This is a genomic window from Mesorhizobium sp. M1409, from assembly GCF_040317535.1.
Lineage (GTDB): Bacteria > Pseudomonadota > Alphaproteobacteria > Rhizobiales > Rhizobiaceae > Mesorhizobium.
The window spans coordinates 11,170-29,012 of record NZ_JAMYKV010000065.1 but is presented as its reverse complement, the minus strand read 5'-3'; the positions used below and the strand labels follow the sequence as shown (position 1 = coordinate 29,012).

At 57.1% G+C, this 17,843-nt stretch carries 11 protein-coding genes and 4 pseudogenes; 9 read left to right on the top strand and 6 right to left on the bottom strand.

The annotated features are described in order from the left end of the window. Window positions 1-904: 904 nt before the first annotated feature. Together NKG99_RS31615 and NKG99_RS31610 are read left to right on the top strand one after the other, a co-directional pair. Window positions 905-2,104, top strand: a complete 1,200-nt coding sequence (locus NKG99_RS31615; RefSeq protein WP_352873174.1) for a hypothetical protein — start codon at window positions 905-907, stop codon at window positions 2,102-2,104. A 386-nt stretch (window positions 2,105-2,490) separates the two neighbouring features. After that, window positions 2,491-3,531 (top strand): IS110 family RNA-guided transposase, encoded by a 1,041-nt coding sequence (locus NKG99_RS31610; RefSeq protein WP_352873177.1) that lies wholly within the window; start codon window positions 2,491-2,493, stop codon window positions 3,529-3,531. A 451-nt stretch (window positions 3,532-3,982) separates the two neighbouring features. On the opposite strand, the gene NKG99_RS31605 is transcribed toward NKG99_RS31610, so the two are convergent. From NKG99_RS31605 to NKG99_RS31595, 3 genes are all read right to left on the bottom strand, one after another. Then, window positions 3,983-5,011: an IS110 family RNA-guided transposase gene (locus tag NKG99_RS31605; protein ID WP_352532767.1), complete on the bottom strand. Its 1,029-nt coding sequence runs from the start codon at window positions 5,009-5,011 to the stop codon at window positions 3,983-3,985. Window positions 5,012-5,131: 120 nt separating this feature from the next. Continuing rightward, a complete protein-coding gene (locus tag NKG99_RS31600; protein WP_352873172.1) occupies window positions 5,132-5,476 on the bottom strand; it encodes a hypothetical protein in 345 nt (114 codons plus the stop codon). Window position 5,477: 1 nt separating this feature from the next. Continuing rightward, window positions 5,478-6,581, bottom strand: coding sequence for an IS5 family transposase (locus NKG99_RS31595; RefSeq protein ID WP_352873171.1), 1,104 nt, complete (start codon window positions 6,579-6,581; stop codon window positions 5,478-5,480). Between the two features lie 213 nt (window positions 6,582-6,794). Between NKG99_RS31595 and NKG99_RS36070 the strand changes: the two are divergent. Both NKG99_RS36070 and NKG99_RS31590 read left to right on the top strand, forming a co-directional pair. Next, window positions 6,795-6,919, top strand: a pseudogene (locus NKG99_RS36070) (IS110 family transposase); the annotation flags it as partial. A 1,417-nt stretch (window positions 6,920-8,336) separates the two neighbouring features. After that, window positions 8,337-9,026, top strand: a complete 690-nt coding sequence (locus NKG99_RS31590; RefSeq protein WP_352873170.1) for a RolB family protein — start codon at window positions 8,337-8,339, stop codon at window positions 9,024-9,026. 476 nt (window positions 9,027-9,502) lie between these two features. Here NKG99_RS31590 and NKG99_RS31585 read toward each other — a convergent pair. Beyond that, a pseudogene (locus tag NKG99_RS31585) lies at window positions 9,503-10,243 on the bottom strand (transposase). A 264-nt stretch (window positions 10,244-10,507) separates the two neighbouring features. Here NKG99_RS31585 and NKG99_RS31580 point away from each other — a divergent pair. Next, window positions 10,508-10,876 (top strand): annotated as a pseudogene (locus tag NKG99_RS31580) (transposase); the annotation flags it as partial. Window positions 10,877-11,286: 410 nt separating this feature from the next. Here NKG99_RS31580 and NKG99_RS31575 read toward each other — a convergent pair. Then, complete coding sequence (locus NKG99_RS31575) at window positions 11,287-11,832, bottom strand: hypothetical protein (RefSeq protein ID WP_352873169.1); 546 nt, start codon at window positions 11,830-11,832, stop codon at window positions 11,287-11,289. A 285-nt stretch (window positions 11,833-12,117) separates the two neighbouring features. Further along, a pseudogene (locus NKG99_RS36065) lies at window positions 12,118-12,761 on the bottom strand (transposase); the annotation flags it as partial. Window positions 12,762-13,544: 783 nt separating this feature from the next. On the opposite strand from NKG99_RS36065, the gene NKG99_RS31560 reads away from it, so the two are divergent. From NKG99_RS31560 to NKG99_RS31545, 4 genes are all read left to right on the top strand, one after another. Then, the gene (locus tag NKG99_RS31560) at window positions 13,545-14,756 is read left to right on the top strand and encodes a lytic transglycosylase domain-containing protein (protein WP_352873165.1); all 1,212 of its coding nucleotides are present in this window, start codon (window positions 13,545-13,547) and stop codon (window positions 14,754-14,756) included. 70 nt (window positions 14,757-14,826) lie between these two features. Beyond that, entirely contained in the window at window positions 14,827-15,147 is a 321-nt protein-coding gene (locus NKG99_RS31555; RefSeq protein WP_352873164.1) for a TrbC/VirB2 family protein, read from the top strand. Window positions 15,148-15,215: 68 nt separating this feature from the next. Then, a complete protein-coding gene (locus NKG99_RS31550) occupies window positions 15,216-15,500 on the top strand; it encodes a VirB3 family type IV secretion system protein (protein ID WP_352873176.1) in 285 nt (94 codons plus the stop codon). Then, entirely contained in the window at window positions 15,493-17,841 is a 2,349-nt protein-coding gene (locus NKG99_RS31545) for a VirB4 family type IV secretion/conjugal transfer ATPase (protein WP_352873162.1), read from the top strand. Before NKG99_RS31550 ends, NKG99_RS31545 begins: the two co-directional genes overlap by 8 nt. Window positions 17,842-17,843: the final 2 nt, after the last annotated feature.

Genomic DNA, 17,843 nt, shown 5'->3' with positions numbered 1-17,843 from the left:
AACATCCCGCCGGCCGAAGCCGAGGAACGCTACTACGCCATGTTGGATGAACCAGCCATAGCCGCGTGACTCAAACGAAACGGCCTCCGGAAAACCAGGGGCGGTTCATTAGGCATGGGCAGTAGAAACGCCGGAGTTTTCATCATGCATAGTATAGCAGCACCCCGGCGACGCTTTGTAGAGGTTGGCCCTCCGGATGACGAAAACGCGGCTTTTCGGGCTCACCCTGTCGGGCCTACACTCAAATCTTAAGGTTCCGACGTGAAACGGAACCTCGCCAATGTCATACTCAATCTGTCTGATACGTCTCGCCAGGCTATGACGATCGCTGCCATATCGCGCCACCTGGGTGACTTTGACGAGGAAAACAGAACCGCCTCGTGATAAGGCGATGGAATTATTTAGATCAGGTGGCCCCCAGGCAATCGGGGGGTGCGCAGCCCAAGCCCTTATGATCGCGTATAAGCACTTGGACGCAAATAGAAAAGCGCATCTCTGAAATGCGCTAACCGAAGATCTTGAACTGGCTGACCTCTATTTCATCGGGATCGCATCTTGAATTCTACGTCTCGCTCTACGCTTGGGCGTATGGCAGGGTCGCAAAGTTCTGATTTGGACAAAAAAATCGATCAGATTCACGACTTGGTTCTTGATCTGGGAACAGCCCCCATACGAAGAAAACATGAGCGCGTTTGAGCAAAGTGGCTGCCACTCGCCCGGTCGGGAAATCTAACAATGAAGCGGATATAGCGCGACCAACCGACCGAAGTCCCGAATAATTCAACTTGTGAGACAAGTGTCATCGCAAGTATGCAGCACTGCTAAGTACGAGTAATCATCAGTTATAAGGTTTGTCGGATAAACGTCAGTCCGTCTGGTTAGCAAATGAGGAGACGAGATCAGTATGATCACCGAGTTTTCAGCGAACGCGAGCCTGGATACCTTCATCGTACTTGCGAATCTGGCCCGGTTGAAGCAGTATCGGGCTAACCGCACTAATTCAATTTTACATCGTGATGAAGCCATCGCAGCCCGAGAACGGGCGGTCGGCTATACCGCGGAGTGCATTGCCGAACGGATGTTCAGTCGTGAACCGGCGGTCTTTTCTCCGGAGGTTCAGGCTCGTTTCAGCGCTGTCGGTCTGATCATTGATCGGCACATTGAGCCGGGCCGGCAGACACTCAATCGCCGCCGCGTGCTGATTGAGAAGGCCGAGAAATTTGCCCCCTCCTCTCCCTCTCACCAGGGGGGCTACCTGACTGATGACAATCAAGCAATCGCTGACCGATTGAATGCGGTTGGCAATTCTAAGGAGTTGCTTGGGTTCCTTCGGGCGCGAGAAGCAGGCGAGCGCCGGAGGCTACGCCCGAACATTCCATTCACGGCTGGGCAGGCTAGGGAGTTGACCGATGAGCTCGGGAATTTGTATGAGGAAATCAGAGAGCGCCTGCGCACGATAGACCACTTGTTCCATGACCGGTCGGAAGACGAGGTGGGGTGGCGGCTTGGGGAGATATATATCGAGCGCAACATCAGTTTGCTTTCTTCTCACCTGGAAAGGGCACAGCCGGATCGAACGCTCACGCGAGTCGACCGTGAGGCCCAGGAAAGGCGGGCGGACGAGGCGGAAAGAGCAAAACGCGCGTTTGAGGATGACCCGTTCTTCGAGTCGCTGTCTGCACCCTCGCCCCTAGCTGAATCCGACGGCTCAAGCAGCCGAACGGCCTCGCCTAGTAGAGACGAAACGTCTCCCGACGGCAATGCCTTTCCTGGAAGCCCGCATCGATCGAATGCGCGCAACCGCTCTTCTGGTCTATTCGACGCAGAGGACGATTACGGGCCGGTGCGGAAAAGGCGCGCAATCGGGGGAGTCCCCGAGACCCGAACTGCAACTAATCCTAGCGACGATTGGGTAAATGACGAGGAGAAGCTGGCTATTGATCCTCTGACAGCTAGCCCTCATCAGCCAGAAGGCACATCCTTGCAAGAATCCTCCTCCGCGCCGGAATCGAGCGCAGTGCATGATGGGAGCGGTGAATTGGAAGGCACTCGACGGGGCTTGCGGGAGCGTGAGCGAACCCGCGGCGCCGGACCAGATTATTGAACCTTATGGTGGCTCCACACGGCGCTGGAAAAGAAGGGAGTGATCATGTCGCGCCTTGACTCCGATGACAGGGAACCCGTGTCGATAAAGCGTGATCTTTCCGGTAGCGATCGTGCCCGGGGTCAAAACCGCCCAAAGATCTTTCGGGCCTATATTCACAAGTCCAGAGTTCATCAGATCCCGTAACGCCTAGCAGGCTTCTCTGATTGGGGTTGGTGAGGTCAAGCGTTTCCTGTCTTTTTTCCGGACCATGTCGCCCCGCGGGTCACTCGCTTCTCTTCGCGGTCGGCGCGGAGCCGCCGCATGATGTTGGGGTGGACGGCCCCCGCACGGCATCGATGTGCCAGAATGAGGTCGTTGCAGATCTCAAGCAAAGGAGACCGTCCGTGGAACAAATTATTCGAATTGGCATCGACACGTCAAAGCACGTCTTCCAACTCCATGGCGTAAACGCGGCTGAGGAGCCGGTGCTGCGCAAGAAGCTGCGGCGCAAGGAGGTGGCAGCGTTGTTCGAGAAGCTGTCGCCGACGGTGGTAGCGATCGAAGCGTGCGGCGGATCGCACCACTGGGCGCGTCTCCTGCAGTCGTTCGGGCACGAAGTGAAGCTGATCCCTCCGCAATATGTCAAACCGTACGTCAAGCGCGGCAAGAACGATGCGGCCGATGCCGAAGCGCTGTGCGAGGCGATGAGCCGGCCGACGATGCGCTTCGTACCGGTCAAGACAGCCGACAACCAGGCGGCATTGATGCTGGTCGGCCTGCGCGACCGGCTGATCCGCAATCGCACGCAGCTCGCCAATGCGATCCGCGGCTATGCAGCAGAATACGGGCTGATCGCTGCCAAAGGGATGTGCAAGATCGAACCGCTGCTCGAGCGTATCGCGGCAGATGCGATGCTACCGGATTTGGCGCGGGAGCTGTTCGCGCTCCATGCCAAGGAGTATGCGCAGCTGCAAACACATCTGAAAGACGTCGACGCCAAATTGATGGCTTGGCATCGGGCCGATGAATGTAGCCGCCGCCTGGCGCAAATCCCCGGCGTCGGTCCGATCGGCGCGTCACTGCTGGTGATGAAGACGCCGGCGCCTGGGACCTTTCGATCGGCCCGACACTTTGCCGCCTGGCTCGGCTTAACGCCGAAGGATCATTCAACTGCCGGCAGGGTCAGGCTCGGCGTGATCACGCGCGCCGGCGACGAAGCCTTGCGCAGCGTGCTGGTGGCCGGGGCTACTGCGGTCATCCGGCATATCCGACGCGGCCGAGGCGCCGTCTCACCCTGGCTCGTCGGCCTACTCAAGCGCAAGCCGCCGAAACTCGCTGCCGTGGCGCTAGCGAACAAGATCGCGCGCATCGCCTGGAAGCTAATGGCGAGCGGCGAGATCTACAGAGCGAAGCCTATGCCGCCAGCCTTGGCGCGCGCCGCATAGAGATCGGCCAGACACGGGGAACATCTCTTCTGTTACCGTGCTGAGCTGGTTGCCGGAACTTGCAAGAGAATGAGCAGTTGGTGTGATCGATCGATCCGAGACGCGGGACACTCCGTTGACCCCATTGGTCGCTGTAGGCCGCCATGATGTTAGGAACTCGCGTCGCGGAAACCATCTTGGCCAGCGGTCATGTGCGACCGCATACAAAGGCCGGACATATGATCGCAAGCGATCCGATCAAATCGTTACTCAACAATCTTGCGAGAAGGGTGCCGTCCACATATGGGGTCAGGAGAGCGAGGCGTCTCAATCTGTTGAACGACCTTGGGAGACTTCGCCCAGGATCGTGCCTGCTAACGAGATCGCCTTGCCCATCGTCCCCACGGGAACGATCCAGATCACCCTCGCGGGCGAACCACTGTCTGTGTTCGTTTTTGTTCCTTGCGCTATTTCATGCCGATCCGGCGGCTTCCTTTCCAAAGCGGAATTCGGTTGCGTCGGCCCACATGCGGTGCAGGATGACGGCCAGCTTGCGGGCCACCGCCACCCGCGCCCGCGCCATGCCGCGGCGTCTGGCGATGTTCATGCCCCAGGCGCGCAAGCTCGACCACTTTTTGGAACGCACAAGCAGTGAATGGGCTGCCTCGTAGAGTGCTGTGCGGGCGAGCTCGTCGCCACAGCGGCTGACCTTGCCCTGGATGTCGGTCTCACCGGATTGGTATCGCGCTGGCGTCAGCCCCAGATGCGCTCCCACCGCCCGCGAGGAGCCGAACCGCTCCGGCCGGTCGATCGTGGCGCGGAAGGCGAGCGCCGTAATCGGACCAACGCCTGGCGCGCTCATCAGCCGCCGGCAGACCTCCTCCTTGCGGACGATGTCGAGAACCTTCTTGGTCAGCCGGGCGAACTCCTTGAGCATGGTGCCGAGGATCGTAAGCAGCGGCTCGACCATCGCCATCACCTCGGCACTGGCCAGTTCGCGCACGCGATCAGCAAAGGCGGTGCGCGACGGCGTACCGAGCTTGACGCCGGCCTCTCGCAGCATGGCGCGCACGACATTCTCGATGCTGCGCATCTCGTTCAGCACCGTCCGGCGGGCAACCAGCAGCGCACGCCACAGCCGGCATTGCCGGCTCTTGACATGCACCTGCCGATACCAGCCCGTGCGCATGATCTGCGCAAGCGCGCGGGCGTCGTTGCGATCGGTCTTGTTCGGCATCGTCTTCATGGCCGCATTGGCTTGGCGCGTCTCGATGCAGATCGCAGGCAGACCTTCGGCGCACAATCCATCGTGAAGCCAGGCCGTCAGCGAGCACGCTTCAAGCCCGATGCGCTCCAGCGGCAGATCGAGCTTCCGCAACGCATCGGACAAGGCCTGTGGTTCGCTCGCCGCTCGTGTTTCCTTCACGATCTGACTGCTCTCATCGACGACGCAAATCGCGGTCTCTTCCAAAGATACGTCTAATCCAGCAAAATACTTCACGGCTGCTCCTTCCCGATGTTTGTGGCGCTCCAAGGCGACCACGTTCTAACATCCATACAGGAGCAGCCGCCCGCACCTTGGCTCAGGCGAGACCCCAATCACCCCCATCTGTTGAAGAAGTCAGGCGCGCACGCAGACGAAGCCTGAATCGTCGGCATTGTGGATGTAGAAGTGGCCGACGAGGCGACCTGCGGTGCCGATCATCGCCCATCCGCGACCGCAAGCGGGATCGCTTTCGTCGTGACCCTCCCACGAGAATTCCGCGCAGGCCGAGCCGTCTCGCGCGCCGTAGCGGACATCAAGGAAGCCTTTGAGAGCACCGAAGCCGATCTCGCCGTCCGCCGCGCCTTTGAACGTCAGATGCGCCTCTTCGACGAGATCGAGGAAATCGTTGTCCCAGACATCCATTTCGACGATACGCCAGCGACCGGCAAAGGCCTTGGCGATGGCTGGAACCTTGGCCATGTCAGTTGGTCCCAGCGATGAGCTTCGGCAGCCGCACCAGATTGTAGGCAGCGGCAGCGAAGGTGAAGGCCCATCCGACGCGGTCGCGGCCGCGGAACTTGGTTTGGCGCTGACCGGCGACCGTCTTGATCCAGCCGAACGCTTCTTCAATGCGCTTGCGAATACGCTGACTGACAGCATAGCCGCTATGCCGGGTGGTGCGCCCGTCGATGGCCGAACTACGGCCGCTGGTGTTCTGCGCCACATGCGGCGTCACCTTCATCGAACGCAGTTCGTTGACGAAGTCCTCCGCATCGTAGGCCTTGTCGGCACCGAGCGTGATCGCCTGCGGTCGGTCGGCGCGAGGCTCGACCATGTGCAGTGCCGCCACCCGCTCGGCATGCCCGTCGGCCAACGTCAGGCAGGCTTCGACCAGCAGGCCGTGGCGGTTCTCCATCAGCCCATGTCCCATGAAGCACAGCTTGGCCTCCTTGCCCCGCCCCTTGCGGTAGAGCCTGGCGTCGGGATCGGTGGTCGAGGCATGCGTCTCGTTCGATCGCCTCTGGCCATGGAAATCCGCTTCGGTGTTGCGCCCGCCGCCTTGAGCCGGCGGCTCGCCATGACCACCGCTTGGGCCGTCCTTCGGCTTGACGCTCTTCATCGACGCCCAGGCCTCGATCAGCGTCCCGTCGACCGAGAAGTGATCCGTCGACAGAAGCCTCTTGACCTTGGGCTGCGCCAGCGCCGCGCTCAGGAACTTTGCAGCGATGTCGCCCTCCAGCAGCCGGTCACGGTTCTTGGAGAACACCGAATGATCCCAGGCTGCGTCGTCCACGCCGATGCCCACAAACCAGCGGAACAGGAGGTCGTATTCCAGCCGCTCCATCAAAAGCCGCTCCGAGCGGATCGAATAGAACGCCTGCAATAGCATTGCCCGCAGCAGCTTCTCCGGCGGGATCGACGGCCGTCCGATCGGCGAGTACAGCGCTGCGAACTCACGCTCCAGCGCCGACAGCGCCTCGCTCACGATTAACCGGATCGCCCGCAACGGATGATTGCGCCTCACCCGCGCCTCAAGGTCAACATAGCTGAACAGTTCGCCAGTTCGATCGTCGCCGCCGCGCACTCGTCACCTCCGAATCCCTTCGGAACCAGTGAATCACCGCTGCGGTCCGGTGGCGAGTGCCTTTTTCAACAGCCTGCTAGACGCTTAACTTACACTGGTTCGTTTTTACAAGTACGATTCTATTGCTGTAATAGGGACTAATAAAGTCGTGTGTCCTCCGTGCTTTTCCGGTGAAGTAAGGAAATCCATGATGTCTGCTTTACGTCAGAGCCAAAACTACGCGAGAAGATCGGCTTCAAACGCTCCGCTGTCGCTGTCGCCCGCAAGCTCGCCGTCATCAGTGCATGCGATGCTCTCGCTCCGGTGAGCTCTTCAACAGGGCGATGGCCATCGCCTAACTCTCGAGCTCTGCAGCGCCCATGGCGTTAAGAGGAGTCCCTGCCGGGACCGACGCTGGTCCATTCCGTTAAGACCGTTGCGCCACGAGTTTGCTCGGAGCGTGCGAGACATACATTGGAAGGACCATCCCGCGGAGCCCTATGATGCGGCGGCCCATGTCGACCGCGTAGACGACCGTGCTCCCGGCAAACAACCTCCCGCACCAAAAAGGCGCTTGCAAATCTCGCTATTAGACGACGGTCTAGCGATATTTACATTAGGATATTTACAGTAGAATATATCGAAAACGGAACAGGCCCACGGAACAGCGAGTACCACACATCACGGAACCCAGGGACCGCGAGGAGGCCAATACCTATCAAATCGATTGGTCTATATTAAAGACTCACTGCGTCATCTCTTTTCGATAATTTCTGTGCTCCCATTAAGACGTTAAATCGTGTTGTAAGAGCGTGATGGCAAATTGCCACAAGATTTGTATAAACAAAACAGCACGCTCATCGCTAAGTACATGCTTCGGTTGATTTAAAAGGACCGATTTTATTTACGACACATCATTACATAAAACCCATCGAATATGACGGTCTTTAATACGACGTTAAGAGCACACAGAACAAACAACAATACAAAAACAACAACGACACAGCACCACAAACAAACGCCGGTCCGATAGACGGAGGAGTTACACTGCGTGCCCCCATGCCACCACGTCCAACGGGGGGTGGGGTGTCGTTCACGAGAGCGACGGACCAGTCGAGCCCGAGGGGACTGCAGGTAGCCGGAGGGTCGTCCGGAGGTTGGGCCGAGCTCAGGCGAGTGAGGTCGCCAAAGTTCATATTTGCAAAGCAGTGCGGGCATTCTGCTCAGCCATATAGTAGTAGGTTAGGGAAACATTCTCTTTCGGAACGCTAATACGCAATGCGTACATAATCCTGCGGGATTCGATCAAGTTCATCAGCACGATAGAAAGAGAAAAGGGAAGAACCGTTTCGGCTTCTTGATTCGTTGGGCGAGGGTGACAGAAACACGACCTCGTATAAGGGAATGGACAACACTCTTTGCAGGCCACTGGGGTCATTCTTTCTCATTGGACCATGCTTTAGACGAGGACATTTGATGGCTTTTCGCAGAAGGCAAGAGGTTTTCGATTTCGGCCCGCTGTTAGCGTTCTGTGTAGTGAGGGACCAAATACTCACTCGCGCAGCGAACTAGAAAGTGACAGGGACCCGTTAATGCCGAAAGGGCCAGACTCGCGGGAGAGCACATTCTTGGTGGATGTAATCTTTAGTAAAGGCCGAAAGCGATCCGTGCCGCGTAAACCCGCATGCTATTTAAAGTCGTTACTTTATCTTTCGTCAATCACAACGCAACTAAACCTTCTCCATCATCTGCCGCCACCTTGCACCTTCGTTCACGATGTCTCTTCCTCCGTACGATCGCCCATGGTTCATTGCTCCCCACACCGACCCCGAAGACTTAGGAGAGCACATTCGGACCCAGACGAGCAAATACAATAATTTCATCAACAACGCCCTGTGTCCGAGCCAACGTGATTGGGCTAGAGCAGTCGCGGAAGCTCATGGGATTGACCCTGAACACGATGATGCGTGGATGGGGAAGACCGAGAAGGCCTACGACGACCTTCCAGAAGAAGTACTAGATGAATTCTATACTTATCCCTGCCTCAATGACCCGACCAAGACCAACAACCTAGAGCGAATCATGACGGACCTCAACTCAGACGGCGCGCGCGAGGTGAGAAGGGTACTATACACCTATATGCCACTATTCTCGGCACAAGAATGCCGACGAAAGCGAAGCCTAAGTTACATTCCGGACTACATGCGCTTTGTCGACCATGATGACAGTGTCAAACTGCTCGTAGTGGATATTCCGCCGGAGGGTTATGATAGCAAGGATGACATAGTGCGCAAGTATCATGCTGTCGGATGCACGAAAGTCGAGAGGAGCGACATTGCAGGTTGCGTCGTCATTCCCGATGCCGAGTTTATCGTTTATGATGAAGATGACGACATTTTCAAACGGACGCGGTTCGGCTCATTTGACGTGGTGGCTGTCACGAAGGTGCTGCTTGACGACCGTTGAGTATCTCTCCAGGGATAGAGCGCTGGGCCCCACCAGATTTCGCCTTCTGTACGGATCGACGTTCCTGTTTGAGGGTCTGTCAGCTTCGCCGTATGGCGTTTTCAACATGTCCCCTGTGTGTGTTTTGCGACCACCTCTCGTCTTTATTGCACTGTATTCCAGTCATTTCTCTTTTTCAGATCTTGGTTCCAGTATAATGTCTGTATTGCTAATTATGTGTGCAGTCTGTCATGTGTGGTGTGAGTAAGCGTCGTGTCTAAAGGTGTGGATGTTGAGCGCTCGTGTCTATTGTATTGTCGCTCATGGTGTCTTCTTCGAAGGCGTGTCTCTTGCGATGTAACGTTATTTGAAATTCAATAAATCCGGGTTATTTGAACAATGTGATTTTTCTATCTTGCATAACTTGTCTGCGTCAGCAGGTGCCAAATTTGGCGAAATCGCGGCGGCCCCTGTTACCTCAGAGTCCGTTTTGAAAATCACGGATGAGCGTTTCGGCGGATGAGATTGCCGCCCATTGCGACAAGGATCATGGCGTGGGAGACGTCGATGCGCTGCTCGTAGTCGCGCACGAGGCGGCACTATCGGGTCACCCAGCCGAAGGTCCGCTCGACGACCCGGCGGCGGGGGCAAGACTTCGAAGCCCTTCTGGGCGTCGGATCGACGGCTGATCTCGACCACGAAGTCGAGATAGGTGGCTTTGTCCATGAGCTTCAGCCGGTCATAAGCGCCGTCGGCGACGGGGTGGTGAGGTTGACCATGAACAGCCGCCCATCCGTATCGAGGGCAATGTGTCGCTTGCGGCCGAAGATCTTCTTGCCGGCCTCGTAACCCCTTGTTTCAGCTTGCGGAGCCTTGAACGACTGGCTGTCGATCACGCCAGCCGTGGGACGCCCAGCTCGCTCGCGATCCAGCATCAGCGCCACGTCGTGGATGGTCTGAAACAGAAAGCGCCGCGCCAATTCGCGGAACCAGCCGTAGACCGTCTGCCAGGGTCCGAAATGGATCGGCAGCATCCGCCAACTGCAACCGGAGCGGACCAGCTAGCGCACCGCGTTGACCACCTCACGGAAATCAATTTCGCGCGGACGCCCGCGACGCCCAGGCTTGGGCATCAGCGGGGCGAACTGCTCTCACTCCTCGTCCGTCGAATCAGACGGGTAGCGCTTGGTCTTCTTGGCAATCTGGGCCTTCCGGCCACGGCTCTGCTCTGTCCACATCCACAGCTTGAATAATAACCCAGCCTCAGACGGAACCCATAGCAAGCCGATTTTCAAAACAGTCTCTCAGGGATGTCTTTTCTTTCGCTGTCCGACAGTGAAATACGCTTCCGTTTCGTCAACGGTCGCTTTGATCCGGAAATGGCGCCCGGACGCCAGTCATTTAGTTTTGTGAGCCGTCCTTTAGTGTCCGTTCCAAAAAGAGTTGAGTGATTTCAGCAGGTTGTGATTCCGTCGGATTTGCGAGATTCGATGGAGATCACGATGGCCTGGACTGAAATCACTCGTGCGCATTATGAGCGGCGTTGCGCCCGCTACGCAAGCGATCTGACCGATGCGGAGTGGGCGTTGATTGCGCCGATGATGCCGTCGGCGAACCGCATCGGCCGGCCGCGCAAGACGGACCTGCGCGAGGTCGTGAACGCACTTCTTTACCTCGCCTCGTCGGGCGGCGCGTGGCGATTGCTGCCGAAAGACTTCCCACCCTTTTCAACGGTGCAGAAGTATTTCTATCGCTGGCGTGAGGCGGGCTTGTTGCGGACCATCAGCAACAGCCTCGTCATGGCGGCGCGCGAGGCTGAGGGTCGGGAAGCGAGCCCGACGGCGGGCGTGATCGACAGATGGGGTATTCGGCTTGAGCCTCATCTTTTGGCGGAGATGCCATCAAGGTGCTGCGCTTCGAGCTGATGAAAAAACGTGGTCGGTTCCGTGGAACAGCCACAAGCCATCAGGAAGGAGAAGCGCAGCATGAAACATTATGTAGGAATGGACGTCTCGGTGAAAGAGACCGCAATTTGCATCGTCGACGAAACCCTTTGGCTTGGCTGGAAGAGCGCTGGGCTTTGGCTTGGCTGAGAGAGCGCTGGGCTTTGGCTTGGCTGGATATATGGCTTTGTAGCCTTTCTTTGTTTGTGCATTCGTGCACTCGTGACGTAAGCGGCGGCGCGCCCGATATGACTTGCCTCCATATGTGGAACGGCCCGCATGGCAAGAGCTTTTTCAGTCGATTTTACACATTGGGATGTGCGGCCATATTTCCGCCTTTACGCGCGGCCTATGGCCGCTGGCGTCGATGAGATTCTCCAGCGTCGCGATGGCGTCCTTCGGTCGGCTTTGGCCAAGTTGAGACAGCGCCAGAAGACGTCGCAGCTGAGGTTCGCTGCGAACGACGTGTGGTTGCACGCTTGAGAAGTGCCTCGCATTCCGCAGGCCGATCTGCCAGCCGCAAAAGGAACTCCCGCGTTATTCAGATAGGCAACGAGGTCATGTTGATCGGCGAAGGCGATTTCCAGCATATGCTCCGCGACGGCGTTCATGTCATTGGCCGCGGCGTTGAGTTCATCGGCGCTGATCGAACTACCGGCTGCAGGAACGGCTACACCGGACGTCACGATCATAGACAGCGTTGCGACAGCTCCAATTCGCTTGAACTCCGCCATATCTGGATGGTTTAGCGCAAGCTGGCGATTGCGCTCCCCAATTGGAGACGTTACGACGGCTATAAATTCTGCCAGACCAAGGTACGCATGTGCGCTGCCGACTAGCTTAAGAAGCAACCTCACTTTGCCACAGCGCAGGTCGCTATCCACTCCCTCCTCCATAGGATCTGGAGACGACGGGTGATCCAGCTCTATCCGCGGGTCGGTTACCGCACTTCCGTAATTCGTCTTGGGCTTTCCTTGTCTAGTTGTCGGGCGTTGGGCGGATGCCCCAGCCACATAGTACCACACGGGAATTCCGCACCGTGGCCACATCCCGTCTCCGTGCTGCCCGGCATTTCCGCCGGATTGAAGCGGACCTACTTGCCTCAATTCGGCGGCGCCCGTGCGAGGGGTGGGCTTGGCCTGATCTTCGATGCAGAAGCGCGCTGCATTTCAGCGAACCGGTTCGACCTGGTGGCCAATGGCCCACAGGAACGCCGCCATCTCGCGCGCGACCGCCGCAACAACAATGGGTTTGTTCTTGCCCGCAGCGATCAGGCGCCGGTATCTCCCGCACCGCCTTCGGCAGCCCCCTCGAGGCGGACGCGAATGGGCTCCGTCACCCTGGCGGGATAACGGTAGGCCCAGGCGCCTTTGATCAGGACGCGGCGGGCGCGGCGGTTGCCGGCCAGCGTCAGGCTGCCGCGCTTCACCGTGTCGCCGGTCGAGCGCTCCGAGGGCACCAGGCCGAGGAAGGCCATCAGCTGCCGCTGATTGTCGAAGCGACGGACATCGCCGACTTCGCTGGCAAAGGTGAGGGCGACGATGAAGGACATAGGGCGCGACCGCCGGCGCCATCGACCAGCTCGGCACGAGTTCAATCAGCTGGGCATCCAATCGATCGAGCCGGTTTTACGCATCGCTGCCTGTCGACCCTGGTCTTGGAACACGATCTGTTGGGCCGGATGGTCGAACTTCTGCGCCGCCAGCCAGCGGGCATGCGCCCGACTCCAGTTCTTGTGGCCGGCAAAGACACGACCATGGCGCAGCAGGAACGAAAGCAGCTGCTGACGCTTCTTACGCAGATCCTCGCTTGCCGTGGTCGCCTCGATCTCGCCGAAATAGCGAACTTCCCCATTGTGTCCGCCCGCGGCAATCGCAATCGCGTGCTTGGCTTTCGACACATCGACACCAACGTAGCGTTATCCTCTTCCATGGCCCGTCCTTCCTTTGCTGGGGCTCGGCTCGGCATTCCCGAGCAACCCCCGTTTGCTTTACAGCTGCAAAGACAGGGCGGGCCGCCGCTCAGACCACGGTCATACGTCTAGCAGCTTCTCTGATTGAGGTCGGTGAGGTCAAGCTTTCCTGTCTTTTCCGGACGATCTCGCCCCGTGGGCAACTCGCTTCTCTTCGCGGTCGGCGCCGGGCAGCCGCATGATGGGGTCAGGAGAGCGAGGCGTCTCAAATCTGTTGAGAGACCTTGGGAGAATCTATCCAGGATCTAGCCTGCCAACGAGATCGCCTTGCCCATCGTCCCCACGGGAACGATCCGGATCACCCTCTCGGGTAAATCACTGTTTGTATGTTCCAGACCTTAGCGCGCGAATACATTGCGCGCGATGCCACCGCGAGGAGCAACTCGGCCGACGGGCTGTTTAAACTGCCGATCTGTATGGCACGCGATGTACTATTGGCCTACCCGGCGCCAAATACTACCGATGAAATATAAGTCAAAACTACAAATGAAACTTATTAATATTGGACACATCTGCAAAAGAATGGCAAACAAAAATCAACGAATAACAAAAGCACCAAAATCACATCTGTCCTTACATTCTGACCGTAATCAAATACCAATATAGCATGCTAAAGAATGTCAAATGTATTCCATTGCACATAGAGTGTCGAACGGTAGAAAGTTGCTCGCGAAGGTGGTGGTCGGGGTATCGGCGCAAGCCATTGTCATAATTGGGCAAGGCGATGTCGCCGCCAATGCTGAGATATTTGAGCAAAGTCACAACGGAGAGCTCATCGAAGTAAGAAGAGACGCCACCCGCCCCGCTGCGCCGCACGAAAGGCCGCATTTGGCGCAGTTCAATTTCGATGCTGAACCCGAAGCTGTCCCGGCCGAGCGGGGCGAGGCTCCGGTCTCCTACGGGAGTCTGAAGGATCTGTCGCTGACTGCGGACACGGCAATCGCCAGCGAGACAAATTCTGTACTGGAATTCACAGGCGCACCGACCGATGAAGCTGTTGAAGCCGCCTTCATTCATCCCCCCTCCATGTCATCGGAACGTGCGACCAAACCCGCGCGAAGACTTCTATCGAGGCGGCTCGGCTTGCTCTCTCTTCCCAAGGCGCGCAGCATGGCAAAAGACCTCACCTATGACCAGACCAAAATGTACTGGCTTGCCGCGGATTTTGGACGGCAATTTGCCTGGAGGCCAGGCGTACGCAAATCAAGCTTGGGCCAAGCAATGTTTGTTGATCTCTTCACTGCGATGATTCAGCGAGAGAGCAACTTCAACCCTCGCGCGGTTTCGTTGGCTGGTGCTGTCGGGCTGGGCCAGCTGATGCCGCGTACCGCGTTGGATCTTGATGTCAAGAACCCTTTCTCGGCGCGGCAAAATCTCAGGGGCGCCGCCACATACTTGACAGAAATGCTCGATGAGTTCGGCTCCTCTGAACTTGCCCTCGCTGCCTATAACGCTGGGCCTGCAGCTGTGCGCAAGCATGGCGGCATTCCGCCCTATCGGGAGACCCGGCAATATGTGTCGGACATCCTCCACGCCGTCAGTGTCGAGCCGCACAATATCACGGTTCAAATCGCAAGAGCGGGCAAGGATGCGCCGCCCCACCTGCTTTCCCTAGTGACAGATGCCGATGAGGGCCCCGGTGACAATGCCGCGGCGCAACGCATTTTTCAGACTGTCTTGCAGCCGCCTACGCCGGCCAGAAAGAGCTCGGTCGTTAGCCCGTTAAAGGCAAAAAAAGATATCAAAAAGGATCAAAGCACAAACCAAGATCGCGTTTTAGGAGAATTCCAAGAGCGCCCAAAGTGCATCATTAAAGGTTTCTGTATAGCGAAGTAGGAAATACAAATCCGCGGAAAGGAATAATAGAATGCCAATGTCAAAGTGTAGAAGAAATGAGTTCATAGAAATGTCTGCCGGAAAACTTAAAAGTCTAACCAAGAGCGTTTGGCGGAGTTTGCCCGCAGCGTCTGCGGCAGCTTTATTGACGGTTATTTTTGTTAGCCCGAGTGCTGCTCAGGATTTCAATGGTGTGACAACATTCCTTCAGACAATTGTGGAAGCGATAACCGGGCCAATCGGCGTTTCAATCTCTGCCTTGGCCGTCATCGCCGTTGGCTTCTCTTTTATGACCGGTCGCATGGACTGGACCTTCGCAGTCTCAATCATCATGGGCATTGCAATCGTGTTTGGCGGTGCAAGTTTCGTCCAGGGCCTAGCGGCACACTAATTCGGTTCGGCGCGGATGCCGTCTTTATCTAAGACCGCAAATTACCTCGCGAGCCTTTCAGAGGAGTACTGACCATTCAACGTACAACGCTTTTCATAGGCTTGACGCGCGAAGTCGCCTTTGCGGGACTGCCGGTCATGTATCTGGTTGTCCTCATAGGCGTCGTAATGCTCGGCTTCATTATCACCAAATCGTTCATCTATCTGATGATCGTGGGAAGTGTTGGCTACGCCGCTTTGCGTACCCTAGCCGCCTATGATCCAAAGATCATCGACGTTTTCATCGCAACCGTGCAAAGCACGCGCATGAGTCCGGCACTGTTGAAGGGCGAAGGCCTAGTATATCATGCTTAAGTCACTTGCCAATTGGGCGATGCAGCGATCCGCTCACGAACGCGAACAACTTGCAGTCAATCTGCCATATGTCAGCATTGTGGACGATGGCACCCTCATGTTACGCGATGGCGATCTAATGGCCGCTTTTGCTGCCGAAGGGGTCAATGCTGACACGATCGATAGCCGGGATACGATGGAGTTGAGTAACGCATTCTCACGCTTCATTGCACAGCAACGCGGTGACGTTGGATATTATGTTCATCGCATCTCTGCTGAAACTCGACCCACGATGCGGCCGATCAAAGGAGATCCTTTCAACGAGGAGATTGATCAGCGCTGGCGAAATTACCTTGAGACTATTGGGCTGCGCGATCGCGTTACGATGGTCACTATTGTGATCCGACCGCCGAAGAGGCTGGCCCAACTACTCAATATGTTTGGCAACAAGGATGTTTACAGTCGCGAAGAGGTCACTGCGCGCGCAGTTCGCCTCGATCAGATGATTAACACCTGCATGGTTAATGTAAGTTTGGCAAAGCCTCGTCGGCTAACCGTCTCGGATGGTGAGTGGCTTGGTTTGTTGCGTACCGCGATTGACGGATCAAGTGGGCGACTCATTGCTGGCGAGAAGTTCGTCCCCGTCGCTGACCTCTTGGCGAGTTCGACGGTCACGTTCCGAGGCAAGGTCTTCGAATGCGACAACCCCAACCCAGGGCTCAAACGCTATGGAACCATCATATCGGTAAAGGACTACCCTACCGAAACTTATCCCGGCATCTTCGACAGGCTTAGCCTGCCTTACGATACCGTGGTTTCGCACAGCTTCACGCCGATCGACAATATTGCCGCCCAAGCTAAAATCGCTCGTGTGCGCAAGCGGATGAAGGCGGCGGAGGATGCGGCTATCTCTTTGATGGCGCAACTGGAAGAGGCCGAGGACGATATTGCATCCGGCCGCGTCGCCTTTGGCGACCACCATTGCAGCATCGCCGTATTTTGCGAGACTCATGAGGAGCTTGAGGCAGCCATGGCTTACGTCACGCGCGCCATGCAAGACGCGGGTTCTGCAATTGTTCGCGAGAATTTCTCTGCCCGCGCCGTTTATTTCGCTCAACATCCGGGTAATTTCAGCTATCGCACACGAGCGGAAATGATCTCCTCCCAGAATTTTGCAGAACTTTGCGCCATGCATGGCTTGCCGAAAGGCAATCCACCGGAGCTATGTCCTTGGGGCGACTGCGTAACAATATTGCCCACAGCACGCGGCGAGACGTTCCGCTTCAGCTTCCATTTGCCGGGCAAGCCAGGTCAGCGCACGGTCGGCCATACGCTTGTGCTTGGCCAAACCGGGTCTGGCAAGACGCTTGGTACTGCTTTTCTGCTCAGTCAGGCCCATCGGCTTGGCGCTCGGATCATAGTCTTTGACAAGGACAATGGTTTCGAGATGGCGGTCCGTGCCATGGGCGGAACCTACTCCTCCGTGCGTATGGGGCAGGAAACGGGCTTCAACCCTATGCGAGCCGAGGCAGATAGCCGCGGTGCGGCCTGGTTGTCCGATTGGCTTTCCGCATTGGCTGACAACGAGGGCGGACGGCTAAATCCGTTGCAACTTCAAGCGCTCCATGATGCCGCTCAGGCAAACGCAACGGCTGACCTCTGCCTACAGAATTTCGCGCAGTTCCGCAGCCAGCTGCGTGCGACTGACGATGATCGTGACCTTTATAACCGACTTGGCCGCTGGGACGAGACCGGTCAATTCGGCTGGCTGTTTGGGGGTAAGAGTATCGATCCGCTCGCTTTCGATAGTCGGATCACTGCTTTTGACCTCACGGAAATTTTCGACAACGACACCATCCGCACCGCGTGGCTGAGCTATGTCTTTCGACGCGTGGAACGGCTCGTAGAAGACGACGCTCCAACATTACTGGTTCTTGATGAAGCCTGGAAGCTGCTCGACGACTCATATTTTCAACTGCGGCTGAAGGATTGGATGCTAACGATGCGCAAGAAAAATGTTGCGGTCGTTCTCCTGACTCAACGTGTGTCCCACGTGGCCAACAGCGCTGCGGGCGATGCCATACTGGAGAGCGCCGTCACGCGTCTCGTATACCCAAGTTCCTACAACACTGAAGCCGAACTCGCGCCGCTCAATCTGACGCCAACGGAAAGCGCTTTCCTTCGGATAAGCAACGTGGACAACCACTTGGTGCTGTTGAAATCGGGCGGCGACAGCGTGGTTCTTGATTTCGCGCTCGGAGCGATCGGTAAGGGTGTCGAGATCTTGGGGGGTGGGCGAGGGGGGAAAGCGCACGCAGGATGGCGTGATAGGCCAAACTTTCAAATGGAAATGCTGCAATGAAG